Genomic DNA, 24,304 nt, shown 5'->3' on the forward strand with positions numbered 1-24,304 from the left:
CCCAGGAGGAGTCGGTCAGGAAGGAGGATGCTTCGCGGCGGCGTGCGACGACCGGTGCCCTCTGCCGTACCCCTCGAGCGGGTGCTGACAGGCTGCGCGTAGCTCATCCGGTGCCCGGTCCCGTGGTTCGCGACTCGAGTTCGGCCCAGACGGTCTTGCCGTCCTCGCGGTAGCGAACTCCCCAGTTCTCGGCGAGTGTTGCGCAGATGTACAGTCCGCGCCCGCCCTCGTCCGTCGCCTTGGCGTGGCGGGGGTGGGGGGCGGCGAGTGCGGCGTCGTCGATTTCGCACGTCAGAGCTGTCTCCCCTCTGATCAGACGGAGGGTGATCGGGGGAGCGCCGTAGCGGATGGCGTTGGTGACCAGTTCGCTGACGACCAGTTCGGCCGTGAACGGATCGATGTCGAGGCCCCATTCCCTGAGGCGTGTCTGTGTCTGCTCCCGGGCCGGTCCGGCCGACTGGAGTTCCGGCGGCACATCCCACTGGGCAACCTCGTCCGCAGACAGGTGCCGGGTGCGTGCGACGAGCAGCACACGGTCCAGGGCCAGGAGGTGCTGGACGTCGTCCGCCATCTCCTGCGGTCCGTGATCCGGATGCGCGAGGGCAGCGGCCAGGCTGCGGCGCGTGGGGCCCTGCTCGCGGGTGGCCGCGGGAGAGGCGAGGCAGACCGTGCTTCCCTCAGGCAGGACGAGACTGACGGAGGCGAACGGAGGACCGTCCCCTCCCAGAAGTGGCCCCGCAGGCAGCGGGGCGGTGTCCACGGTGCCGTCCGGACGGACGATCGCGAACAGTGAGCGGCCGGCCCGTGCGGCGTCCAGCCGTCCGCTGACGGGGTCGTGGACAGCGATGGTGCAGTGCGCGGTGGGATGGTCGATACTGCCCCGCAGGCTCTTCTGCTCGCGGGCGAGGCGCAGCACGGTGGAATGCAGCCGGGCCAGGAGTTCGTGCGGGTCGAGGTCCAGGGTGGCCAGGGCCTGGACCGCGGTCCGCAGACGGCTCATGGTGGCGACCGCGCTCAGGCCCGGACGGTCGACCTGGCCCACCACCAGCGCGACGCGGGCGCCGGGCAGGGGCAGCGCGTCGAACCACGATCCCGCACCGCTGCCGCCCGGCCGATGGCGCTGGGCGATCTCGGCGGCTCGCTGGGTCTGCCGTTCCTGCCCGATGGGCCAGTTCTGCAACGCGGTCATGACGATGTGCTCGCGGGTGAAGCGCAGCGCGTTCTCCAGACTGCTGGCGGCGCGCGTGGTGATCCCTTTCGCCAGGTCCACGTCCCCGGCAGTGAACGGATCACCGCCGAACCGGCGCTCGAAGGCGACGGCCCCGAAGACCTGACCCCGTGCCGACAGCGGTGCCACGAGCCGCGGCCCGTAGGGAGCGCTGCCCGAGTGAGCGCCCTCCACAGGCAGAATGGTGACCGACGACGGCAGCTTCGGGCCGAACAGAGCGGGCAGCAGAGTCGAACCCGTCGTCGGCGGCGGGTCGTCGGCGCGGGTACTGCCCGCCGCGGCACAGCGCAGCAGCATCTCGCCGTCGAAAGCGGCGAGTTCAGGCGCCTCGCCCCGCAGGACGGCGTCGGTGAGCGCCACCACGGTACTGTCGGCGAAGTCCGGCACGGTGACGTCCACCAACTCGCCGGCCGTGCGTTCCACGTCGAGGGTGCGCCCGATCACTTCGCGGGCCCGGTGCAAGAGGCGCAGGCGGGCCTGGGCGCGCTCTCGCGCGCTCACGTCCACCGTCGTCGCCACCAGTCCGAGGATGCGCCCCGCGCCGTTGCGCACGCGGTAGACCGAGACGGAGAAGACGTGCTCACGTTCCGGGTCGGCGGGTGGCCGGCTCCGCACCAGGACATCACGGGCCGGCCGGCCCGAGACGAGGACCTCACGGAGCATGCTTTCGTCGATCCGCAGGCCTACGGACGCGTATGCCTCCGTGGCCGGCAGACCGATGATGGTCTCCAAGGGGACGCCGCGCATGCCGATGGCCGATGGGTTGACCCGCAGGACCCGCAGCTGCGGGTCCAGGAAGTGCAGACCGACGTCTGCCTGGGTGAACACGGCGTCCAGGATCGCCTCACCCAGACCCGGCACTCCCTTGCCCCCGCTTCCTGTGCCGCCCTCGTCCTTCTCCTGCCACACCCCCCAGGTCCGTGCTTGGGGCTCCTCCACCAGGGGCACGATGCGCCACGCCCGACCGTGGGAAAGGGAGCCGACGACCTCGAACACACTGCTGCCCAAGACGTGGGCGGCCGTACGGCCGAACAGGTGCTCCGCCGCGACGCTCCACCCCACGACCAGGCCGTGAGCATCCACAGTGAGGAGAGGCTCATCGTGAGCCGGCATCGGCGTCCTCACCTGTTCCTGTCGGCAGCACTGTCCGCGGGTCGGTCCCCTCCGGGCGCCGGCGCGGTGCCGCACCCCAGCCTCGGGTTCCGCAGCCCGCATGCCGGCATCGGCTTCGGCTTCGGGGTCGATGTACGGTCCACCGCTGCCGTCGACCCCCACACGGCGCGGCGTGCCGCCGGTGAAGGCCCAGGGCCCGCGCCGAGGCAGGCCGCCTGCGGCGGTTCGGCCGGTCCGCCACACACGCTCATCGCGCCGAATCCGACGACTTCCGACCCGACGTTCGGCGCCCCTGCACGGCCCTGCGACGGCTCGTGGACCGACCAGCCCGTCACGGAGTCACCGACGTCGAGAATCGCCACGCCGCGAGATGTCGAAGTCACCGCTCACACCTCTTACCCCTGGACCCCCACCGCCGGCTGGCAGAGGCTCTTGCCCCCCATGCTTGGCCCACATCGAGCAGCGCGCCTGGTGACAGACGGTCCGTGTGGGCCGGGCGAGTGGGCCGTCCGGGGGAGTGGCGGGCTGCCGCTGGAACGGCAAGGAGGCGGGCGCACGAGGCACCGGACCCCGAGTGAGCAGGCCGCGGTGTGTTCCGGTGGCCCGGATCGCCTCGCTGGAGGGAGCGCCCATCGCGGCCAGCATGGCGGGGCCCGTGGCCTGCGAACAGGTCGGTCAGCGCACCCACCGCCACCGCCTCGACTACTCCTGGCCCGCCTGCCGCCACACCGTCATGTCCATGGACAAGAAAGCGATGTCCGGCATCGCGGTCGACTTCGTCTGGATCACGAGCAGCGCGATGTCTCCGTCGCTGCGCCGGACACAGATCTCGGTGCCCGACGCCGCCGCGGCGAGCGGGAGGCGATGTGCCGTTTGCCCCTTGGTGAGGCTGCGGCACTCGTCGAGGTCCGCGCCCGGTTCACCGAAGACCATGGTGAACACGCTGGTGTCGCTCTCCAGCGTGCAGCTGACCTCCTTCGCGCAGGTGAAACGGATGTCTCCCTTGCGGTCCTTGCGCTGGAAGGGTGCCTTGAAGCTCAGCGAGTTCTTCGCGTCCAGCCACTGCCCGGAGTGGGGCTCGCCCCGCACCGGCCCGGCCGCGGTGGGGGTGTCGCCCGCCGCGCCCCCCGCCCGGGCCGATTGCTCGCCGGCTCCGTCGCCGTCCGCCCCCGACGTCTTCCCCGCTGCCTGAGGTGCGGCCGATGACGACGCCGTCGCGCCTGTCGAGGCCCCCGGATCGGCCCCCGCCGACGTGCCCGTACGATCCGATCCCGTGTCGCCCCGGTCGCGGAACACGCCCGTCGCGTCCATGACCGTCCACGCCAGAACGGAGAGGACCAGAACGGCCGCCGTCACGCCCACTCCCACGGCCAGTCTGGGCCCGCGTCTTCCCGACGGCGCCGCCCCCGAGCCGGCCGGCGGCGCCCACGGGTCGTGCGCCTGCCATGGCTCCGCGGCGGCCAGCGGGAGCGTGCGCGCCGGCGTGGGATCGGGCGCAGGCGGCGGCACCGCCACCTCCGGCCCCATGATCTCTCGCCAGACGGTCGGCCCCGCGCCCGCGTCGGCGTCCTCGCCCAGTTCCTGCCGACACCACTCCAGGACCTCCGCGAGGGTGGCTCGTTCCGCTGGATCGGCGGCCAGGCAGCGGGCGATCAGCGGACGGAGCCGTGCGGGCAGCAGCGACAGATCGGGTTCGGAGTGAACGATCCGGTACAGCACGCTGACCGCGGGACCGTCCCCGTACAGCGGCTCACCGAGCGCCGCGAACGCCGCGGTCTGGCCGAGCGCGAACACGTCGGTCGCCGCGGTGACCTCGCCGCCGGACGCCTGCTCGGGAGCCATGAACTGGGGTGTGCCGATGGTGGACCCCGTGGCGGTGTACGAACTGACGCCCGCGGCCAGCGAGATACCGAAGTCGATCACGCGCGGTCCGTCGGAGGCGAGCAGGACGTTCGACGGCTTCAGGTCGCGGTGCACGATCCCCGCGCCGTGGATGGCCTGGAGAGCCTCGGCCACTCCGGCCATCAGCCACAGCACCGCGGGCACCGGCAGCGCCCCGCTCCGGCCGACAGCATCCGCCAGAGAAGGGCCGGGCACGTACAGCGTGGCCAGCCAGGGCGGCGCACCGTCCGCGTCCCCGTCGATCAGCTCCGCGGTGTACGCGCCCCTGACCCGCCGGGCGGCCTCCATCTCCCGGCGGAAACGCCGCCGGAACGCGGGGTCGTCGGCCAGTTCGGGCCGGACGACCTTGATCGCCACGGGCCGGCCGCCCTGCGTGTGGGACAGATAGACCCGTCCCATGCCGCCTGCGCCGAGCCGTGCGGCCAGCCGATAACCGGCCATCACGGGCGGATCGTCCGCCTGCAGCGGCTCGAACACCTCATGCGCGTCGCACATCGCCACTCGTCATCCCCTGATCCTCGGGATCACCAGACCCCGGATCCCCTTGCCCCCTGGTCAGCAAGCGAGTTGCTGCCGACCGACGGCAGTAGCCTAAGCCGTCCCCGCGCCCGGGGGATCTCCATGCCGAAAGGGCTTTCGGCTCGCCTGGCCAGGGCTGCAGCCAGTTCGTCCACATCCACGCCGTACGTGCCGTCGACCGTCTCGGGGCACTTGGTTGCGGAGCTGCCGGCGGTGTCGGTCAGGCCTCGAGTGCTGCTCGCCGTCGCAGCGCCACCTCGGGACCGTCTGCGACCCGAGTGCGCAGTTCGATCTCCGCGACATGCCCACCGGAGCGCTGTCGTGCGGCGACTTCGGGCCATGCGCGCGGCCCACGGCGTTACCGGCTGGTTCGCCCTCGACAAGGGCATCGCCGTCGTCGGCGACCGCACGGTCGTCGCGTAGACGCCCGCCGAGCCCTCGTGCAGCGCCCGACGTCTTATCGGCCGAGCCGACCGTGCGGCCGAACGTCCTTGCCTCGGAGAAATGGATGAGGCCACCGGGCCGTTTTGGACACATCCGGTGTGTGTCTGGCAAGGTCGCCCGTCCGTTCCCCTATGAACCCGGAAGGACGTGGCGCGGTGACCGAGGTGAGCACTCGCGGTGTCCAGGAAGCCGCCGCGGTGGAACAACTGCGTGCGAGTACCACGACGCTCTCCATCCCCCAGGGCTTCGACCTGTGGCAGCCCCACGAGATGGAGGACTGGCTGAGCGAGGTGGAGGAAGACCCGGACGTCTCGGACGTCGACTTCTACGAGGCCCGCCAGGCGGTCCTGCGCGCGATGGGCAAGGACGCCGACTGACGGCGCAAGGCGGGACGTCTTGCAGGACGTCCGGCCGGGGATCCCGGGGGATGGTGCGCGAGCGCATCAGCTCTTGGGCAGGAGCACGGAATCGACGATGTGGACCTGGGCGTTGACGTTCTTCACGTCGCCGGGGACCACGTCGGCCGTGTCGTACACCGTGTCGGACTCGCCGGTACCCGCCATGGTGACCGACGTTGAACTCCGGATGTCGCTGCGTTGCTGAGGTGGGTCTGATGGTCAGGCCCGTCTGGGCAAGGCGCCGCTGTTCGGCCGAGCAGGGCGAAGACGGTTCCTTGCACGATGGCGACCAGGTCGATGCCGTCGAGCACGACCTGGTCGCCGTAGAACTTGCGCAGCCTGCTTGCCGCGATTGGCCTGAGCACTGGCCTGGGTACTCAGGCCAGGTGCCCCTTCGATGGCTGCGGACGGCTCACAGGCTGCGGGCGGTGATGTCGCCGTAGGCGGTGGTCGCCCGGATGTTCAGGCCGGCGGTGCCTTCGGCGTTCTTGAGAGAGTTGATGATCCGGCCGAGGCCGGTGCCCGCGTCGAGTGAGGCGGAGATGCCGCGGGCGGCGCCGATGGTGATGTCGCCGGACTCGGTGCGCAGTTCGACGGTGCCGCCGGTGGCCTCGGCCACAGTGAGGTCGCCCTTCTGCGTGCTGACGTCTGCGGGGCCGTTCAGGCGGCCGACGAAGACGTCTCCGGCCTGGAGGGTGAGGCGGGCGCTCGCGGTCTCGTCGAGCTTCACCGAGCCCTGCGCGCCTTCGAAGCTGACATCGCCGAGCCGTCCGACACCCCTCAGTTCGGCGGCGGCGGCCTTGGCCTCGACGCGGGAGCCGGTGGGCAGTTGGACCGTCACCTCGACGGATCCGGAGTTGCCGAGGATCCGGCTCTTCGTGGTGGCCGCCTCGATGCGCAGAACGCCCTCGCTGTAGTCGACCGTGACCTGTTCCGCGGCCTTCGCGTCGCGGGAGCTGGAAGTGTCGGCGGCCAGGACCTCGACGGTGGTGTCGGCGCGGTCGGCGGCGATGAATCGGATGTGTCCCGCGGGGATGTTCAGGACGGCGAGGACGGGGGCGGGGGTGTCGAACTTCTGCATGGTGCTCTCCTTGGGTTCGTTGTTTCTGATGGGGAAAACGCTACGTTGCATTCAATGATCAGGCAACAGACTTGTTGTTCAATAGTCCTGTTATTGCAGGTAGTTGCGGGAATATCGTTGCAATGGCCTCGACCCTAATGCAACGAACCTCATGGTGGTTCGTTGCAATGAATTGGGAGTGAAGGCTCCGATCGTCACCGGACGCGGCGCACAGACGCCGCGCACGGACGGCGAACGCCGGGCGCCTTGAGGCATCGTCAAGTTCGAAGCCGGCGGCCGTATCGCGCCGGTCGTTCACACACGGCGGAGGAGGTTGCATGCCGGGCTGCTGTGCAGCCCCGGCGCCGGTGAAGACGCCGCACTCGCATATGCGCAGGGGATCGAGCTCACCGAAAACGCCGCGGAACGAGCCCGACTGGAAGGCCAGTTGAAGGGTCTGCAGTCCGGTACGGGGGGGCGAGGTATCGGCGGACAGCACGGCTGCCCTGTTCCCCCAGGGCGCACGGAGCGCCAACCGCATTGGTCGGCAAAGGGACGTCACGTCCGGAGCGGCCGTGGGGCGTGAAGGGTTCGCCCTTGGGGGCGTTCACGATGCCGACGTGGCTCAACCGTCACGGCAGCCCCGATGTCGTTCATCCTCCCCGCGCGCCGCCGTGGAATGGTTCGGCAAGAGGGAAAGCCCCTTCTGCCGGGGACCGCTGTTCCGGCAGAAGGGGTGTGGGTCAGGGCTGGAGTGGCATCGCCCGGCAGTTGGAGGTGGCCGGCTTGCCGGAGAGCCGGTCCGTCAGCCAGGAGATCGCGTCCCCTTGGTCGGTGATGAGGGGCACGAGGTGGTTGGTGAGGATCTTGTCGCCGAGGTTGGGCAGCTTGATGGCCTCGTAGGTCACGGCGGCTCCCTTGGCGCACCAGTCCACGGCCAGTTGTCGGGCCTGCGTGTGGGGCACGATGTCGTCCTGGATGCCGGTGGCCACACGCACCGGTCCGGCCGGCTCGAGTGTGCCGATGCGCTGCTTGTCCAGGGCTGCCTTCGCTCGGGGGTCGGCGGCGATGATGTCCCCGATGGACTTGCCGTTGGTGGTCCACGTGCTGCTGTGGGTGAAGCCGAGGCCGAAGAGCGCGTCACCGACACACATGGTCGAGGCGTCGTTCAGCGCGGCCTTGCCCGCGTCACTGACGTTGGCTTCGACGACCGCCCGCAGATCGGGGTCCGCCTGGGCGAAGCCGTTGATCGACCAGGCCAGCGCTCCGGCCAGTGCGCTGCCGTCGATGCCCTTGATGGCTGAGGTCAGGTTCGCGGGTGGAGCGCCGGCGTAGGTTCCGGCGAGCTTCACGTCCGGAGCGTAGGAGGGCTGGAGTTCGGCGGCGGCCGCGCTGGCGCCGCCGCCTTGGCTGTAGCCGTACAGGCCGGTCGGGGAGTTCGCGGTGACCGACGCCCCGGGCACGGCGCGGGCTGCGCGGGCCGCGTCCAGCAGCGCGTGCCCCTGGTCGAGCCGGTTGGCGTAGGTGTGCAGGCGGTCGGTGGCGCCGAGGCCGACGTAGTCGGTGATGACTACTGCTGCGCCGGTGGCCAGGATCCGGTAGATGGCGAGGGACTCGTAGCCGACGGACACTGTATTGCCGTTGAGAGTGAGCGGATGTTGCAGCGCGAACGAGGGTGCGCACTGGTCGCCTTGGCCCATGGTGCCCGAAGCCACCGCAACCAAGGGGCGCGGCCCGGGTTTGTGCCAGGTGGCCGAGGGCTCTATGTACGCACCGGTCACCGCTACCGGCTGTCCGGCGGAGTCGGTGGACTTGTACATCAAGCGGGTCGCGGTGCCCGGCATGGGGCGGCCGTCCAGGCCGGGAATGCCGAGCCCGAGCGGCATGGCCTCGCTCCGGATCAACGTGCCGTCGGCGGCAGGCAGTTCGGTGGGCGGGTTGTAGAACGTGGGGATGGTGACGCCGCGGGACACGACGGGCTCCGCGCCGGATGCGGAGGCCGGCGCTGTCGACAGGCCCACGCACACGACGCCCGCTACGACACCGGCCAGCAGGCTCACCCGAGCCGGACCGGCACGGCGGGTGGGAGCGGTCGTGGTGCGGGTGGCGGGGCTGCCGGGGTGAACGGTGCGGGCGGAACGGGAACGGGTTTCTCTGCGGTTCATGGCGTGCTCCTCACTCGTCGTTCAGATGAAGGTGTCGATGTCGTGAGCGGTGATGGCGTCCATCGCCCGTTCCGCGACGGCGGCGATGGTCATGGACGGGTTGCACGCTCCCGTGGTCCCCGGAATCAGCGCACCGTCGAGAACGTAGAGGCCGCGTTGGCCCTGCACCCGGCCCTCCAGGTCGCACACGGTGCCCATCGGTGCACCGCCCAGCGGATGCCACGTGCTGTTGACGAGGGAGTTCGTGTCGGTCAGAACACCGATCCCCTTCGAGATGTCCGCAACCCGCTGCTGGATCGTGCGGTGGCTGCCCGTGTCTCCGTTGCGGGGCCAGTGCAGCGACACGGTGTCGGTGGCGGCGTTGTACAGGAACCGGCCACGGTCGGGGCTGACCCCGAAGCCGACGAGCATCGTCGTCCTGGTGTCGAGGCCCAGCGGCGGGAGCGACGCCTGGATGACCGTGTTCGCGGTGGCCGGGTCCTCCCACGCCTTGCTGCCGAACACCACCGGACCGCCCTGCTCGCCGCCGAAGTCCTCCTGCAGGTTCGACCACGCGTAGATCCGGTCGCCGTTGGTGCCCCAGCCCTCGCCGAGTCCGTCGGGCAGATCGGGGATGGCGCCTGTGGCCCCCGCGCGGACGAGGAGCTTGCTGGTGTTGACACTTCCCGCCGCCATGATCAGGGCGCGGGTGGAGAGGACCTTCTGCTCCAGCACGCGCCCCGTGTCGTCGGTGCGATCGACATGGACCTCCCAGCGGCCGTCGGCGGCCCGCGCCACGGATGTGACGTTGTGGTGGGTCGCCACGGTGACCTTGCCGGTTGCCTCGGCCTGACGGAGGTAGGTCACGTCGACGGAGTGTTTGCCGCCGTTGTTGACGCCGAGTGCGCAGTCGCCGTTCGTGTACGACGGTTTCATCTCGCCGCGCAGTTCGGCCAGGGCATAGTCCCAGTCGATCGGCATCGGGATCTTCGACAGGGCGTATCCGCCCTTGCGCACCCGCTCGGCGAACACCCGTGCCGCGTAGTAGGTGGAGGTGCTGATCAGCTCGTCGGGCGCTGTCGCCACCCGGAGCGTGGCGGCGACCCGCGGATAGTGGATGCGGTCCATGCGCCTGTAGTCGAGCTGTTCGGGCAGCCAGGTGTTGAACACCGGCTCCGAGGGCTGGAGGGTCATGCCCTGATAGACGAGCGATCCGCCGCCGACCCCGGCCGCGCAGACGCTCAGGATGTTGTCGCCGAGAACGGGCTCCAGGAGTCCTGCGTACGGAGTGAAGTCGAGCGGGGTGCCGATCAGTCGTGCGAGCGGCCTGACGGCTGCCGGGAGGGTGCCGTACCAGAGCATTCGCTTGTCGAGCCCCGAGACATGGGGGAACGTCTCGGCGTTCGGTCCCGTCGGCCAGCGACGGCCGCGCTCCAGGACGGTCACCGGCACGCCGGCCTGCGCCAGCCGGAGCGCTGCCACGCCACCGCCGAAGCCGGATCCGATCACGACGACACGGTGGTCCTCTTCTGTCAGCCGGACACGGGTCGGAGCGGCGGAGGCGGGTGATGCGGCCGTCGTGGACAGGGCACCGGCGGCCGCGAGACCGCCGACCCTGGCGAGCACGGCGCGCCTGCTGGGCGTGGGCATGCGTGACTCCTTCGGGGGAGAGGGAGATGCCGCCGTCCGTTCGGCGGCTGACCGTCCCCGACCCTGCTGGTCGGGGGAGCGGTACGAGGGAAACTTGATGCGCGCATGCCAAGAGTGACCGCGGAGAACTGTGGTTACCCGCTGGTTACTTACGGCAGAGTAAGTTGATGTGTCACTCACTGACAAGACGTCTGCATGCGTCAGTTCCGGACGCCTTCGCTATGCTGCGCAACCGACAGAAGGTGGTGGAGCGAGCGTGCGTGAGACGCCCTTCCCGGACCGCGGGCGGACGATGGAGGCGGATGCCAGGCCACTCCTCGCCCAGCGGCGCAAGGCGGCTCTCCGCTTCGAAATCGCCCATGAGGCCGTCCGGATGTTCACCTCGCAGGGAGTCACGGCCACGACCGGCGAGCAGATAGCCCAGGCCGTCGGCATCTCCGCCCGCACGCTGTGGCGCCACTTCCCCACCAAGGAAAGCTGCGTCCTGCCCCTGCTCACCGCGGGACTCGACTTCGTCATGGACCAACTGCGCCACTGGCCGGCGGAGTCGAGCCTGCTGGAGTTCTTCACGGACATCTGCCAGATCGGCAGACTGCCCTCCACCACGCCGGTCATTCTCGACCTGATCCGCATGACGTCCACCGATCCGGCCCTGCGCTCCGTCTGGCTCCAGGCACACGACGACGCTCTGCCCGTACTCACCGAGTTGCTCGCCCAACGATCCGGCGCCGGCTCGGACGACCTGCGCGTGAACGTACACGCGGCCACCCTCAACGGCGCGTTGCGCGCAGCGGCTGAGGACTTCGCCCGACGCTACGCTGCCGACCCCGAAGCGTCCGGCAGCGAGATCACCGCATGCCTCCTGGCCGCCTTGCGTGCGGCGGCCGAAGGCTTGCCGTACTAGGCCGTGTGTCGAAAGTGGATCTTGAGCGGGAATGATCGCGGTTCATGGCGCGGGGAGATCTCACGGACGAGCAATGGGTGTTGTTGGAGCCGTTGTTGCCGAAGGGGACGAAGTTAAGGCGGCCGCCTGTCTGGCCACGGCGACAGCTCGCCGCCGAAGCGGTGCTGCGGACGGCACCCGATACGGACGGCTTCTTCTGCGGAAACGACCAGATCGCTCGGGGCGTGGCGGACACGCTCCGCGAGCGCGGCGTGAACGTCCCGACAGACGTCGCCGTCGTGGGCTACGACAATTGGGGCACCATGGCACTGGCCAGCCGCCCGCCTCTCACCACCATCGACATGAACCTCGCCGAGATCGGCCGGATCGCCGCCCTGGAGCTTCTGCAAGCCATCGAGGCAGAGCCGCGACCGGGAGTGCAGACGGTTCCCTGCCGCCTGATCGTGCGGGAGTCCAGCTGAAATCCTGCCGGGGGCCGGTTCCGAGCAGCCGCCTCAATGGCACCCGCGCGGCGACGCCGGCGCTCACCCACGACTCGGCACTTCCGCGGGAATGATGCACAGGAGCCCAACGAGAGCCCAACGCCCTCGCGCCCGCCCTAGGGGTCGAGGCGGACGTCCGGCGAGAGCCACGCAGGGTGGGGCAGGCCGGAGCATGCTCCTCGATCATCAGCTCGGCCGTCGTGAGCGCACCGTAGACCCGGCCCTGCCGTGTCGTCCCAACTAGTCTTCCTACAGGGTGGGTTGAGGGCCGATGATGCGGCATGCTGTTGACTTCGGTCGATCTCCGTTCGGGCGAGGCGCGAGGAGCGAGGTGCAGCGTGTGACAGGGCCCGCAGACAGCGAGGACCCCGGGACGAGCGGCCGGAAACGGTGGCCGCTCCTGGCGGCAGTGGCGGTCGACTCACTCGGCACGGGGATGTATCTGCCGGTGTCGCTGCTCTACCTTCTGCAGCGCACAGACCTGAGCCTCGCGGCGATCGGCGGGCTCATGAGCCTCGTCAACATCGCCAGCCTGCCCGTGCCCTTGGCCGTAGGAAGGCTGGTGGACCGATTCGGGCCGCGGGCGGTGGTTGCCGGAGGCCAGGCGCTGCAAGGCATCGGCTTCCTTCTCTACTTGACCGTGTCCGGAGCGGATTCGCTGCTGGTCGCCGTCGGTGTTACGACCGTCGGCCTGCGCGTCTACTGGTCCTCCGTCTTCACCCTCATCGCCGACCAGGCGGACTCCGAGGGACACGGGACCAAGGACCAGTGGTTCGCGCGAACCGGGATGATCCGGGAAGCCGGTGCCGGCGGCGGAGCGCTGATCGCCGGCGCACTGCTCGCTCTGGATTCCGTACGCGTCTACAACGGGATCATCTTGGGAAGCGGGCTGGCGTTCCTGCTCGCTGCCTGCGTGGTCGTCTGGCTGGTGCCCGCCACCCCGCGCGGCCTTCCGTTGCCGCAGGAACGCTCCGGCCATCGGGCGCTGCTGAGGGATCGTCCCTTCCTGGAGCTCATTGCGACGTGCACCATCTTCGCCTTGTGCAGCTCCTTTCTGGCACTCTCGCTGCCCGTCTACGTCGTTGAGGGCCTGCGCGGACCGAGCTGGGCCCCGGGCCCTCTGCTGGCCCTCAACACCGTATTGCTGGCCACTTGTTCGGTCGCCGCGACCGGCTTCGTCCGCCGCCGCTTGAGCCGCGCCCGCGCCATGGCGTGGGCCGGCGCACTGTGGGCCCTGTGGTGCGTCCTGTCCGCGGCAGCCACCCTGCTTCCGTCCGCGACCCTCGTGCCGTACCTCGTCATCGTGGTGGCGTGCTTCTCTCTTGCGGAGATGACCTACGGTCCGGTGGTGAACGCGCTCGTGGCAGACGCGGCACCGGTCGGGTCACGCGGCACCTACATGGCCGCGTTCCAGTACACCTTCGCCTTCGCCAGCATTATCGGCCCCAGTCTGTTCGGCCTGCTCTTCAGCCGGGACCGACTGCTCCCATGGCTCGCCGTGGGGCTGCTCGCGCTGATGGGTACGGTGCTGATGCTGCGGCTGGAGCGCCGACTGCCCCCAGACCCCCGGACGCCGCAGCGGTCGGAGCCGGCTCGGGACACCGTCCCAAGGATCGCGGAGTGAGGCGATTTCACCGCCGCGCTGAGGCGTAGTGAAATGCGAGAAGGTCGATCAGTCGTCCGTCCTCGGCCTTCCTGCCGGCTGGACGCCGCATCGGGGCGCGGACCGAGGGGATAGGAAATGGGACTCATGGAGGAACGAAGGCCTGCCGAGCAGGCCCTGGGCCGCTCGTTCGTCACTGCTGACGGAGTCCGTTTCGATGTCGTCAAGTTGTCGGTCGAGCACGATCAAGATCGCAGCGTTACGTTGACGTACTGGCTTACCGTGGGCCGCCGAGGCCGTCCAAGTGAGAGGTGGGAGCTCGCTCTGCCCTGGGCTGACCAGTCCTGGACGGATGTGCTCACGTCGTCCGCGCCTCCTCCCGAGCGGCTGCAGCAGCTCGTGCACCTCGTGCACGCCCACCTGGAAGAGTGGTGGGACACGAAGGCGCACAATCGGCAGTCGGCCAAGTTGGGGCATCGGCTTGACCTGATCTGACCTGACCTGACCACTTCTCCCGCGCACGTCCCGCTCGGCTGTCGGGGCATTTTGGCGAGCAGAGCGAGGGACGGTCGGCTGCTCCCACGGGGCGGCGGACCTTCGAGAGAAGACGTTGACGCCGTGGCGTGACCACCCGAACGTCGACCCCGATGTCGGTGAGCCGGTCCACAGCAGGCGTCCGGCCCCCGATGTGCCTGCACTGAACCACAGCGCTGCACATCGGCGATGGATCCATGTATGCGCCACACGGTCTACGGCTGTCGGCAGGGGTACGGCTCGGTGGATTGACGTACACTCTTTATTCATCGCATGATGAATAAAGGGACGGTCCAGCGTCACTGGACGGTCACCACGGGCAGGAAGGAACGCCATGCCGCTCGTCCTCGACTTCGGTGCCATTGACGCCACGATGCCGGCCACCGTGGGCGGCAAGGCTGCGAACCTCGGCGAACTGACCAGGGCCGGGCTGCCCGTGCCCGAGGGCTTCTGTGTGACCACCGACGCCTACCGGATGATCTCGGCCACGGACGGCCTGGCGGGTCTGCGGCCCGACGAGGCGAGGCGGCGGATCCTCGAAGTGGAGGTGCCGGGCGAGTTGAGAGGGGCGATTCTCGCCGCCTACACGGCATTCGGCGCCGATGTGCCCGTCGCCGTGCGCTCCAGTGCCACCGCCGAAGACCTGCCGTTCGCGAGCTTCGCCGGGCAGCAGGACACGTATCTGAACGTCGTCGGAGCGGACGCCGTCGTCGACGCGGTACGCCGCTGCTGGGCATCTCTGTGGACCGACCGCGCGGTGAGCTACCGCGAGAGCAACGGCATCGACCATGGCTCGGTCCACCTGGCCGTCGTCGTGCAGCGGATGGTCGCCTCGGCTGTGGCGGGCGTGATGTTCACCGCGAATCCCGTCACCGGCAAGCGCGATCAAGTGGTCATCGACGCGAGCCCCGGCCTCGGCGAGGCCGTCGTCTCCGGGGCGGTCAACCCGGACCACTTCGTCGTGGACGGAGCGGGCGGAGCGGGCCGCCCGGACAGAGCGGCAGGCGGCGAGATCATCGAACGGCGCCCGGGCGACAAGCGTTTCCTCATCTGCCCGCTGGCCGGTGGCGGCACGGAGAAGGTCGACATCGGCGAGAACCACGCGCCCTGCCTCACCGACCGCCAAGTCCTCGAACTCGCCGAACTCGGCGCCAAGGTCCAGGCACACTACGGAAGTCCGCAGGACCTCGAGTGGGCGATCGACGCGTGGGGCGAGCTGCACCTCACCCAGTCACGACCCATCACCACGCTGTTCCCTGTCCCCGAGCGCGCCGGCGACCACGACGGCTTCCACGTGTACTTCTGCTTCAGCCTCGCGCAGGGACTGGAGCGGCCGATCACCCCGGCCGGGCGCGCCGTGATCCGGGAGATCGCCGGGGCCGTCGGCCGGATCATCGTGGGGGACCCGGGGTCGGAGGGCTATGCAGAGTCGGCGGGCCGCGTCTTCATCGACGTCACCACGGTCCTGCGCAGCAGGGCGGGAAGGGCCTTCTTCCCGCGCGTACTCGACGTCATGGAGGCCCGTTCGGCGCAGGTCCTGCGCGGTCTGTACGACGATCCGCGCCTGACCCTCACGCATACGTCACCCTGGCCCGCGGTCAAGCGGGTGGTGCGCCTCGCCCGCAGGTTCCACGCCCCCTCCACCGCCCTGCGCGCCCTTGCTCGTCCCGAGGCGGCGGTGCGGCGCGCACGGAGCACGGAGACGAAACTCCTGCGGACGGCCCGGGAGAAGTCCGTCGAAAACGCCCTGCGCGACTGCGTGGTCCCGGTGCTGCCCACGGTCGCCCCGACCGCCCTGGTGGGCTTCGCGATGCTGGCACTCACCAGCAAGCTCGTCCGTACGGAACCGGGCGAGCTGCAGACAGTCCTGCGCAGCCTGCCGAACAACGTCACCACAGAGATGGACCTCGACTTGTGGCGCCTGGCGGTGACGATCCGTGAAGACCGCGACGTGGTAAGGGTGTTCCAGGACGACGATGTCGAGCAACTGGTGTCCCGTTATCGCGACGGTGAGTTGCCTGAAGCCGCGCAGCACGGCATCCGTGCCTTCCTGAACCAGTGGGGTCACCGCGCCGTCGCCGAGATCGACCTCGGTCTGCCGCGCTGGTCCGACGACCCCACGTATGTCATCGGCGTCGTCCGCAACTACCTGCGCCTGGACGGCGAACAGGCCCAGCCGGACGCGGTGTTCGCGCGCGGAGCGGCCGAGGCGGAGGCGATGATCGACCGGCTCGCGCGACGTGCGAAGGGGCGCGGCCGTCTGGTCCGGTTCGCGTTGCACCGCACCCGGATGCTGGCAGGCCTGCGCGAATACCCGAAGTATCTGGCGATCACGCTCTTCGGGACCCTCCGCGAGCGCATCGCCGAGCGGGGAGCCGAACTGCAGGCACAAGGACGCATCGACGCCGCGCAGGACGTCTTCTTCCTGGACTTCGAGGAGATGCGTGGGGAGGACGCGGACCTGCGCCGGACCGTCGCGGAGCGGAGAGCGGAGTACGAGCAGGAGATGCGCCGCCGGCGCATCCCGCGCGTCCTTCTCTCCGACGGCACGGAGCCCGAGGTGACGCAGCACGTGCAGGCCGCGCCCCACGCACCCGGTGACCTGGTCGGCACCGCGGCGTCGGCAGGCGAGATCACCGGCCCCGCGCGGGTGGTGACCGATCCGGTCGGAGCGCACCTGGAGCCGGGCGAGATCCTGGTCGCCCCGTCCACCGATCCGGGCTGGACCCCGCTGTTCCTGACAGCGGGCGGCCTCGTGATGGAGATGGGCGGTGCCAACTCCCATGGCGCGGTCGTCGCCCGCGAGTACGGCATCCCGGCGGTGGTCGGCGTACGGGACGCTGTGGCGCGGATCCGGACCGGCGACGTCATCACGGTGGACGGGAGCATGGGCCTGGTGGGGACGCACGGGGAGGCCGCGGCGGAGCGGGGGCGGTAGGGGATCGGGGCCGCGTCGCGGTGGCGCCGGGCGCGAAGACGTACAGGATCGAGAACGCTCGCACGCCCCCGTCAGCCGCGGATGCCCGCCACCGGTGTACCGCTCACCGGGAGGTCAGCTGCGGCGGGTGTGCTGGGCGCCCCAGAACACGGAACGGGCGGCCCTGATGCGGGCCGCCTGGCGCTCGGGGTCGCGGGCATGTGCGTACGCGGTGGCCAGCGTCTCGTGGTCGGCGAGGCGGCCGCTGCCGTCCGGCGGGGTGCGCCACAGGAAGGCGTGGCGCTGAACTCCCGCTATCCCGTCCGCGCTGGGGGAGGGGAGGATCAGGTCGTCGCCGGTGGTGAGCAGCAGACTGTGGCCGTCGGGCTGCCAGTTCTCGGCTGTGCCGAGCTCGGTGAGGAAGTAGAAGGCGGGACGACGCTCGAGGTGTTCCTCGAGGACCGGGATCTTCTGGGCCAGATCACCGAGTTCCCACAGAACGGTCAGGGCGAGTGGCTGGAACAGTCGCAGCACGTCGAAGCGGACGCCGGCCGGTATCGAGGCCAGATGAGGTGACCTCTCCCACTGCTCGTACACGAGTGCGGGATTGGGGTGACACGACGTCAGCCACTGTGTCCCGTCCATGAGTTCACCGTAACCCTCGTTCGGGAGGATGTCAGGAGAATGCCCTATGCAACGGAGGGCGGCTGCGGGCAGTGAACCGACTGCAGGGGACTGAGGCCGGCTCCGCCGTCGTCACGGGCGTGCCGAGGCGGAGCCGTCGGGATTCTTTTTGAGGTGACTTGCCGGAAGCGCCTGGTGGGCCCCCTCGCAAGGTGATCTGCTAGTCGACGTCCGCGCGGGACTGGCCCAGCTTCAGGTCGTCGATCCAGACGTGGGAGTTGACGCCGTTGATGCCGGTGCCGTACGTGCCCCACCGGGGGTTGTTGCCCATGTCGTCCCAGGTGCGGGCGCCGGTCTTGCCGGCGACCTTGGTTCCGTCCATCCAGACCTCGAACGAGCCTGTGTCGTCGGAGCGGGTGGTGATGCCCAGCTCGAGCTTGTGCCAGCTGCCGGCCGTCCACGCCATGGTGCCGACCGACTGCCACGTCTCACCCGGCGCGACGTACCAGACCTTCAGCAGGCCGTCCTCGACCTTCATGATGACCGGGTAGTTCTGCTGCTGCTGATCGCCGGTGCCCCAGGACTTCCACTGGAACACGGTCTGGGCGTTGTCCGAGTTCGTGTCGAAGTACCAGCCCCACCAGTACGTGGAGTTGTTGCTCCACGTGCGGCCGGCCGCCCCCGCCGCCTCGCAGCGGTCGATCCCCGCCGGCTTGTTGAGGCTGAAGATGTCGCCGTGGCCGTCGTTCCAGTTCGTCGTCGAGATCTGTCCGCCGTCGCAGGCGGTGTAGTCGAAGGCGGCGGCTCCGGAGGCAGGGTCGGCCGTCCACAGGACGGCCGCGCCGGCGGGGGACGCCGTCAGGAGTGTCATGGCGGCGCCGATCGCCGCAGAGGTGAGCAGGAGCTTGCCGGTCGTGGCGCGTGCGGCGCCCCGGGCGGAACGGACTTTGCGTCGGTGCACGGTTTTCTCCTTGGTGGGGGGAGTTGTACGCGGGCCCGCCGCCGTCAGCGGGCCCGCGCGTGCGAGAGGTCAGCCGAGCTTGACCTTGATCTTCAGGGGGGCGCCGAAGGCGCCGGTGAGGTCCCCGAAGGTGAGCTTGAGGGAGGAACCGGTGGCGGCGGTGACCGAGCCCGGCCCGGAGAGCACCTTCGACACCCGCTTGTGCCAGGTGACCTGGAGGGACGTGGCCTGGCGGGCCGGGTCGGAGACGACCACCGTGGCGGTGCCGTCGCGGTGCTCGCGGATCAGGACGGAGGCGGGGGCGCTCGCGGTGACCTTGTCCACCGTTCCCGCGGCCCAGAAGTTGACCGCGGTCAGGCCGAGCCCGGCGACGCGCACGCCCTGCTGGTCGCCGCTGTTGGCGAGGATCTTCAACCAGCCCCGGTCGCGGGCACGTCGGGCCGTGGTCCGCGCGCCGGCGCCGGGCAGGAGCACGTAGGCGTACGAGGCATCGGCGGGGTCGGTGCCGTGGTCGGTGTAGAGGGTGAGGTAGCGGCGGGTGATCGGGTCGGCGGGGCCGCCGGTGTTGATGTCCTTCCAGGCGCCGGTGCGCTCCTCGCGGACCGCGCTCAGCTGGGCGCCGCCCGGGAAGACGTACCCGGCGTGGCCTTCGATGTGTGCCCACTCGGCGTCCTCGAAGGACTGGCTCCAACCCTGTTGCCCCGGCTGGGACCTGCCGTCGACGGTCAGTGCGGGGGCACCGGCGGCGCCGAGGGCGCGGTTGTCGACCGTGGTCTCGACCGCGAACCCGTCGGTGGAGGTGATGCCCGCGCCGAGGCAGACGACGGAGTCGTCCAGCCAGAACCAGGACTTCTTCGCGGTCATGGTGGATGCGAGCCCCTTGAGGTGCTGGCCCGTGGCACCGAACTCGCCGTCGGTCGTCCCGCCGACCCAGTCGACGTCCGGGCACGGCTGGCCCCAGTTGCCGCCCTGGCCGTCGGCGAGCGGCTTACGGGAAGCGGTGATGCCGGGGAGGCGGTACGGATCGACGGTGGGCCAGAAGGCGTCGGAGTACTGATCCAGGCCGAAGTCGGAGCCCCACCAGGAGAGCCAGCCGGCACCGGTGTGGTAGCCGCGGGCGTGCTCGCCGTTGCCGAACTCGTAGTGGGCGATCCGCCGGGAGGCCATGGAGGCCGAGGCGGCCCAGCCGCGGCGGCGGTGCGTGACACGGTCCATGTTGTGGAAGAGCCGGTGTTCGACGGGCTCGGGGGCGGGCTTGACCGTGGTGTCGTCGAGCACGGACTGGAGCTGCGCCGCCCGGGTCAGGCTCAGACCGGGGTTCTTCAGCGGCGGGGCGTAGTAGTCCCGTTGCATCCAGCCCTTGACCATGGCTCGCCACCGGGCGTTCTCCTCCGGAGAAGCCCCCTGGCCTATCAGCACGAGGGTGCCGAGGAGTCCGATGGCGCGGGTGTGCTCGGAGGTCCCGAATCGGCTGATGCCACGGGAGGACACATTGTCCATGATCAGGCCGTTGTAGATGAACGGGGCGATGGCCCTGTCGACGGTGTCGAGGAAGAGCTGGGTGTTGGGGTCGTTCAGCTCCCAGGCGGAGCCGCGCAGCAGGGCCAGCAGGCGGCCGACGCCATCATGGAGCACGGCGCCGTAGCCGCCGATGTAGGGGACGTTGCGGTGCTGGATGAACGATCCGTCGGCGTAGAAGCCGTCCCCGGTGGTGACGTAGGGGAAGACCGGGGCCAGGGATCTGGCGGCGAGTTCGACCTTCGTCGCATCCTCGCCCACGATGCCGCGCAGGATGACGCTGCGGCACAGGTCGACGCGGTTGGCGCCGGTGCTGGTGCCGGTGTACTGGTCGAAGACGGAGTCCGGGACGAAGTGGTCGACGGCCGCGCAGTACTTCGCGATCTGCTCCGGGGTGAGATGGTCATGGACCAGGACGCAGGTGTCCATCAGGGCCTGAGGCGCCCCTATCTGGAAGTTCCACCAGTTGCCGTACTGCCGGGTGGCGGTGTTGAAGACCTCGGAGTTGACGTGGTCGAGGCCGGTCAGGACCGCGTCCAGCACCTCGGCATCGCCTGTCAGCCCGGTGCCGGGCTGCGCCCACGCCTGGGCCATGGCGCCCAGCCTGGTGTAGCTGTCGTTCATCTTCGCGGAGAAGGCGTACGACTCGGCGTCGGTGTTCGGGTCCGGGTCCGCCCACACCGCGTCGGGCCACAGGGAGCCGCTGGCCGGGGCCATGGTGGAGAGGTATTTCTGTGCGGTCGTGCCGAGGTTGGCGAGCAGGGTCTTGAACGGTTCGGCGGTGGGGCTGAAACCGGTGCCGAGCACGAGATCCCGCCACTTGGCTCGCAGCGCGGCGAACTCCTGGCTGCCGTCCGTGGGTTCGGTGGCGGACGCGGCGAACGAGGGGGCGGCCGCGGCCGTACCCGAGAGCCCGAGGGCCAGAGCGGTGCCCCCGGCAGCGTGGAGGAAGGCACGGCGACGCAGAAAAGAAGCCATGGGGAACCAATCTGTGCAAGACGGGAATCTCGCCGACGCGAGTGCGGCGTGTCGTTGCGCAGCTTGGATTCCGGCTCTGACCGGCGTCAAGACCGAATGGCGAAGCGGGCAGTAATCGGTCAGTTGCTGGGCACTTGGGCGGACTCGGGAGCGCCGCAGGACTTCCTGACCAGAAGCCGGGGGAGCCATTCGACGGCGGAGTGCTCCACGCCGGGATCCTCGACGCGGCGCAGCAGCAGCTTCACCGCGGTCTCGCCGAGCGCGTGGTTCGCGGGGGAGACCGAGGTCATGGGCGTGTCGGTGAGCGCCGCGATCTCGTCGTTGTAGCAGACGAGCGCGAAGTCCTCGGGCACACGGATCCCCTGGGCCAGCAGCCACTGCAGCAGGTTGGCCGCGTCCGTGTCGTCATGGACGAGGGCGGCCCGCATCTCCCCCGAGGTGATGAGGGCGGTCAGCCGCTCGGCGTGGTCGTCGAACTCGCCGTAGCGCCCGTGCGAGTCCGTCGTCGAGGAGACGTCGTCGTCGGGGAGGCCGAGCGCATCGATCGCCGCCCGGTAGCCCCGGCGGATGTGGGGCCAGGTGTGCGTGTTCCGGGAGAGCAGAGCGATACGCCGGTGCCCGAGGGCGGCCAGGTGCTGCACGGCCATCGAGGCGCCGCCCGCGTGGTCCGAGCCCGCCCTGTCGAGGTTCGCCCCGGGCAGGCCCAGAGGGATCCGGCGTTCCACGAGCACGGTCGGCACCGCGAGCTCCGCCACTTGGAGGGCGTCCGCCCGGTCGGGGCCGTGGATGTTCCAACTGGGGGTGAGGAGCAGGCCGTTCGCGCCGGCCTCGAGCATGTTCCTGATCTGTGTGGCATCCCGGTCCCGGTGGTAGTCAGTGATGCCGACCAGCAGGCGCGCGCCGGCCGCGGTGGCGGCCTCGCGGGCCCCGCGGATGACCGACTGGTAGAAGTAGTTGGCCGTAGGGACCACCATTCCCAGCAGGAGCCCGCTGGGGGACGGGGCGGGGGCCTTCCGGGCGAGCCGCGCATCGCGGGCGTTGAGCGCCACGGTCGGCCAGACCACGGAGCCGTGGAGCCTGCGGACGCGACCGATGTCGGCCAGCGCCGTCACATCCCGCCGCGCCGTTTCCACCGATGTGCCGAGCTCCGCGGCGAGTTCGGCCACCCGAACACTCTCGCGCTCCCGCACGATCCGCAGCAGCCGCTTGTGCCGCTCCTCGACGCTCTCCCGCATCTCTCCCCCTCGCCCAAGCTATTGGTGCGAGGAGTATAGACCGAAGAACGTGGATTGAGTGACCGATTACTGACCGAGTGTGTGAGTGCTGTATCCGTAATTGTGTCCGTAGCTGTGTCCGTACGTGGGAGGATCCACAGACCGTCCCCAGCAGAGTCGAGGCACACGAAGGCGCAATCCTGGCAAGGATCGGGACCTGCGCCAATCTGCCAACAGTGCGAGGGCTGACCGACGTTGACGACTTCCGATGAGTCGTTCCTCCTTCGACATCCGCCGCCCGTTGACCCTTGCCGACCTGCGACGGAGCGCGTAGCCGGCAGACGGCGGAGGACGCACCGACGCGATAACGGGCCAGGCCGCCCCGGAGGGGAGCACGCTGCCGGCCGGGGCCGTGAGCCGGTCTACTGTGTTTCCGCATGAAGCTTTTGATCATCGGCGGCAGCGGTTTCCTGGGTGCTGAGTTGATACGGCAGGCCGTAGCCGGCGGGCACACAACGGCGGCGACGTACGCGACCAGACCTGGCAGTGCGTCCGAAGTCGATTGGTATGCGCTAGACCTACGGAGTACCAGGGACGTGGAAGCCGTGGTGGCCGACGTCGGGCCGCATCTCGTCGTCAACGCGTCGAGCGGCGGAGCCGACTGGGCGGTCACGGCCGAAGGCCCTCTCCGCCTGGCGATTGCCGCGGCGAAATACGGCTGCCGCCTGGTCCACGTATCCAGCGACGCGGTCTTCTCCGGCACACGTGTCCACTACGACGAACCTTGTCTCCCCGACCCTGTCACCCCCTACGGCGCGGCGAAGGCCGCAGCGGAGACGGGGGTTCGCCTCACGCACCCGGATGCCGTCATCGCTCGCACCTCGCTGATCATCGGTGACCGGCGGTCCACGCACGAACGCATGGTGCACGACCTCGCGGCCGACACGCGAAGCGGCGTCCTGTTCACCGATGACATCCGCTGCCCCGTGCATGTCGCTGACTTGGCCGCGGCCCTGCTGGAGCTTGCGTGTGGTGAAGCGAACGGCGTTCACCATCTGGCGGGAGCCGATGCCGTGAGCCGTCATGAACTCGGAATCCTCATCGCCAAGCGTGATGGGCTCGACGCGTCCCGACTTCCTGCGGGTCTGCGGGCCGACAGCGAGCTTCCCGGGGCACTCGATGTCCGCCTCGACAGCCGCACCACTCAGCGCAAGCTGCACACCACGTTGCGCGGCGCCCGCCAGTTCCTGGCTCTGGGCGCTTGAACGCTTCCTGGGTGCGACGCGATCGACACGCTCACATTTCGAAAAGACTGCTCAGGTATCGATGAGTCGGGACAGACCGAGGTTGAAGAACAAGCTGGGAGTCTGCTGTGGAACCAATGATCCGGATCGTCGAGCGGTACTAGCCTGGTGTGGCGCGTCCGGGTTCGTCGGGCAGCCAGGTGTGACTACCCGTCAGCACCGGACCTCAGGCCGGGGCGCGGGCAGGCGAAATGCAGATCGGGACTGTTGGCGTCTTGAGGGCGGTGGTGTGCGTGGGGAACCTCCTGGCGGGCCTTGCAGGGGCGCTCATCGGGTTGGCCGGTGTGTTACTCGGCACGTGGGTTACCGGCCGCAATGAAGACCGGCGCTGGCTGCGGGAGCAGAAGTTGAAGAGCGCGGCAGAATTCATCACCGCGGGCCTGCATCTCTACGAGTCCCAGCTCGACGGAAGTGACCAGCGCCACCTTACGAGAGCAGACCGTGTGGCCTGGCAGGGCAAGCTGCAAACCGGCAGATCGGTGGTGCATCTGTTGTGTCGCGCCGAGACGCGCGAATCCGCTGATGAGTTCGCCGGGCTGGTCTGGCGAGCAGAGGGCACCGAGAACGTGACCGCCCAATCAGATGTGGTGCAAGCTCTACGGACTTTCAACGTGCGCCTTCGGCAAGAGATTCGCTCCGATCGGTAGACAACGGACCAGCGGAAGCCATGTCGAATTGCCGAGCCGGCGTCTGGGCCGCCCCTTGATCTGGACGAGAGTGTGACCCGCCTGAGCCGTGCAGATGGCCCGCGGTACATCGACGAGCCGCCGCACCTGAGACTTTGCCGATCTAGCAGCCGGCTTGCTG

Annotated in this window: 17 protein-coding genes; 8 read left to right on the forward strand and 9 right to left on the reverse strand. The window is 69.6% G+C overall.

Annotated features, from left to right (window positions below):
- Nucleotides 1–103 precede the first annotated feature (103 nt).
- Nucleotides 104–2,341, reverse strand: a complete 2,238-nt coding sequence (locus ACFC96_RS13940; RefSeq protein WP_376225674.1) for a SpoIIE family protein phosphatase — start codon at nt 2,339–2,341, stop codon at nt 104–106.
- A gap of 702 nt (nt 2,342–3,043) precedes the next feature.
- The gene (locus ACFC96_RS13945; protein ID WP_376612368.1) at nt 3,044–4,738 is read right to left on the reverse strand and encodes a serine/threonine-protein kinase; all 1,695 of its coding nucleotides are present in this window, start codon (nt 4,736–4,738) and stop codon (nt 3,044–3,046) included.
- 623 nt (nt 4,739–5,361) lie between these two features.
- Between ACFC96_RS13945 and ACFC96_RS13950 the strand changes: the two genes are divergently transcribed.
- Entirely contained in the window at nt 5,362–5,583 is a 222-nt protein-coding gene (locus ACFC96_RS13950) for a hypothetical protein (protein ID WP_340458678.1), read from the forward strand.
- 433 nt (nt 5,584–6,016) lie between these two features.
- Here ACFC96_RS13950 and ACFC96_RS13955 read toward each other — a convergent pair whose 3' ends face one another.
- From ACFC96_RS13955 to ACFC96_RS13965, 3 genes are all read right to left on the reverse strand, one after another.
- Nucleotides 6,017–6,685, reverse strand: a complete 669-nt coding sequence (locus ACFC96_RS13955; protein ID WP_376225675.1) for a DUF4097 family beta strand repeat-containing protein — start codon at nt 6,683–6,685, stop codon at nt 6,017–6,019.
- Between the two features lie 722 nt (nt 6,686–7,407).
- Nucleotides 7,408–8,829 carry a lipase family protein gene (locus ACFC96_RS13960; protein WP_376612370.1) on the reverse strand — a complete coding sequence of 474 codons (1,422 nt, stop codon included), beginning with the start codon at nt 8,827–8,829 and terminating at the stop codon, nt 7,408–7,410.
- 21 nt (nt 8,830–8,850) lie between these two features.
- Nucleotides 8,851–10,458 (reverse strand): GMC oxidoreductase, encoded by a 1,608-nt coding sequence (locus ACFC96_RS13965; protein ID WP_376226866.1) that lies wholly within the window; start codon nt 10,456–10,458, stop codon nt 8,851–8,853.
- A gap of 292 nt (nt 10,459–10,750) precedes the next feature.
- Here ACFC96_RS13965 and ACFC96_RS13970 point away from each other — a divergent pair, with 292 nt between their 5' ends.
- The 5 genes from ACFC96_RS13970 (at nt 10,751) to ACFC96_RS13990 (ending at nt 16,919) form a co-directional block, all read left to right on the forward strand.
- Complete coding sequence (locus ACFC96_RS13970; protein WP_376612690.1) at nt 10,751–11,362, forward strand: TetR/AcrR family transcriptional regulator; 612 nt, start codon at nt 10,751–10,753, stop codon at nt 11,360–11,362.
- Between the two features lie 44 nt (nt 11,363–11,406).
- Nucleotides 11,407–11,823, forward strand: a complete 417-nt coding sequence (locus ACFC96_RS13975) for a substrate-binding domain-containing protein (protein ID WP_376227118.1) — start codon at nt 11,407–11,409, stop codon at nt 11,821–11,823.
- Nucleotides 11,824–12,253: 430 nt separating this feature from the next.
- Nucleotides 12,254–13,468: an MFS transporter gene (locus ACFC96_RS13980; RefSeq protein ID WP_376612691.1), complete on the forward strand. Its 1,215-nt coding sequence runs from the start codon at nt 12,254–12,256 to the stop codon at nt 13,466–13,468.
- A gap of 117 nt (nt 13,469–13,585) precedes the next feature.
- Nucleotides 13,586–13,942 carry a hypothetical protein gene (locus tag ACFC96_RS13985; RefSeq protein ID WP_376612372.1) on the forward strand — a complete coding sequence of 119 codons (357 nt, stop codon included), beginning with the start codon at nt 13,586–13,588 and terminating at the stop codon, nt 13,940–13,942.
- Between the two features lie 373 nt (nt 13,943–14,315).
- Nucleotides 14,316–16,919: a PEP/pyruvate-binding domain-containing protein gene (locus ACFC96_RS13990; protein WP_376612374.1), complete on the forward strand. Its 2,604-nt coding sequence runs from the start codon at nt 14,316–14,318 to the stop codon at nt 16,917–16,919.
- Nucleotides 16,920–17,033: 114 nt separating this feature from the next.
- On the opposite strand, the gene ACFC96_RS13995 is transcribed toward ACFC96_RS13990, so the two are convergent.
- From ACFC96_RS13995 to ACFC96_RS14010, 4 genes are all read right to left on the reverse strand, one after another.
- Nucleotides 17,034–17,543 (reverse strand): hypothetical protein, encoded by a 510-nt coding sequence (locus ACFC96_RS13995; RefSeq protein ID WP_376612376.1) that lies wholly within the window; start codon nt 17,541–17,543, stop codon nt 17,034–17,036.
- A gap of 199 nt (nt 17,544–17,742) precedes the next feature.
- Nucleotides 17,743–18,483: a heparin lyase I family protein gene (locus tag ACFC96_RS14000; RefSeq protein WP_376612377.1), complete on the reverse strand. Its 741-nt coding sequence runs from the start codon at nt 18,481–18,483 to the stop codon at nt 17,743–17,745.
- Nucleotides 18,484–18,552: 69 nt separating this feature from the next.
- Nucleotides 18,553–20,979 carry a polysaccharide lyase 8 family protein gene (locus ACFC96_RS14005; protein ID WP_376612379.1) on the reverse strand — a complete coding sequence of 809 codons (2,427 nt, stop codon included), beginning with the start codon at nt 20,977–20,979 and terminating at the stop codon, nt 18,553–18,555.
- 119 nt (nt 20,980–21,098) lie between these two features.
- A complete protein-coding gene (locus tag ACFC96_RS14010; RefSeq protein WP_376612381.1) occupies nt 21,099–22,214 on the reverse strand; it encodes a substrate-binding domain-containing protein in 1,116 nt (371 codons plus the stop codon).
- A 416-nt stretch (nt 22,215–22,630) separates the two neighbouring features.
- On the opposite strand from ACFC96_RS14010, the gene ACFC96_RS14015 reads away from it, so the two are divergent.
- Together ACFC96_RS14015 and ACFC96_RS14020 are read left to right on the forward strand one after the other, a co-directional pair.
- On the forward strand, nt 22,631–23,458 hold the full coding sequence (locus ACFC96_RS14015; protein WP_376612383.1) for an SDR family oxidoreductase: 828 nt from the start codon (nt 22,631–22,633) through the stop codon (nt 23,456–23,458).
- Nucleotides 23,459–23,688: 230 nt separating this feature from the next.
- On the forward strand, nt 23,689–24,144 hold the full coding sequence (locus tag ACFC96_RS14020) for a hypothetical protein (RefSeq protein WP_376612385.1): 456 nt from the start codon (nt 23,689–23,691) through the stop codon (nt 24,142–24,144).
- Nucleotides 24,145–24,304: the final 160 nt, after the last annotated feature.

Source organism: Streptomyces sp. NPDC055955 (assembly GCF_042270245.1).
GTDB lineage: Bacteria > Actinomycetota > Actinomycetes > Streptomycetales > Streptomycetaceae > Streptomyces.

Coding starts and splice junctions, on each gene's coding strand:
- ACFC96_RS13940 (WP_376225674.1), bottom strand. CDS start 2,341: ATGCCGGCTCACGATGAGCCTCTCCTCACTGTGGATGCTCACGGCCTG.
- ACFC96_RS13945 (WP_376612368.1), bottom strand. CDS start 4,738: ATGTGCGACGCGCATGAGGTGTTCGAGCCGCTGCAGGCGGACGATCCG.
- ACFC96_RS13955 (WP_376225675.1), bottom strand. CDS start 6,685: ATGCAGAAGTTCGACACCCCCGCCCCCGTCCTCGCCGTCCTGAACATC.
- ACFC96_RS13960 (WP_376612370.1), bottom strand. CDS start 8,829: ATGAACCGCAGAGAAACCCGTTCCCGTTCCGCCCGCACCGTTCACCCC.
- ACFC96_RS13965 (WP_376226866.1), bottom strand. CDS start 10,458: ATGCCCACGCCCAGCAGGCGCGCCGTGCTCGCCAGGGTCGGCGGTCTC.
- ACFC96_RS13970 (WP_376612690.1), top strand. CDS start 10,751: ATGGAGGCGGATGCCAGGCCACTCCTCGCCCAGCGGCGCAAGGCGGCT.
- ACFC96_RS13975 (WP_376227118.1), top strand. CDS start 11,407: ATGGCGCGGGGAGATCTCACGGACGAGCAATGGGTGTTGTTGGAGCCG.
- ACFC96_RS13985 (WP_376612372.1), top strand. CDS start 13,586: ATGGGACTCATGGAGGAACGAAGGCCTGCCGAGCAGGCCCTGGGCCGC.
- ACFC96_RS13990 (WP_376612374.1), top strand. CDS start 14,316: ATGCCGCTCGTCCTCGACTTCGGTGCCATTGACGCCACGATGCCGGCC.
- ACFC96_RS13995 (WP_376612376.1), bottom strand. CDS start 17,543: ATGGACGGGACACAGTGGCTGACGTCGTGTCACCCCAATCCCGCACTC.
- ACFC96_RS14005 (WP_376612379.1), bottom strand. CDS start 20,979: ATGGCTTCTTTTCTGCGTCGCCGTGCCTTCCTCCACGCTGCCGGGGGC.
- ACFC96_RS14010 (WP_376612381.1), bottom strand. CDS start 22,214: ATGCGGGAGAGCGTCGAGGAGCGGCACAAGCGGCTGCTGCGGATCGTG.
- ACFC96_RS14015 (WP_376612383.1), top strand. CDS start 22,631: ATGAAGCTTTTGATCATCGGCGGCAGCGGTTTCCTGGGTGCTGAGTTG.
- ACFC96_RS14020 (WP_376612385.1), top strand. CDS start 23,689: ATGCAGATCGGGACTGTTGGCGTCTTGAGGGCGGTGGTGTGCGTGGGG.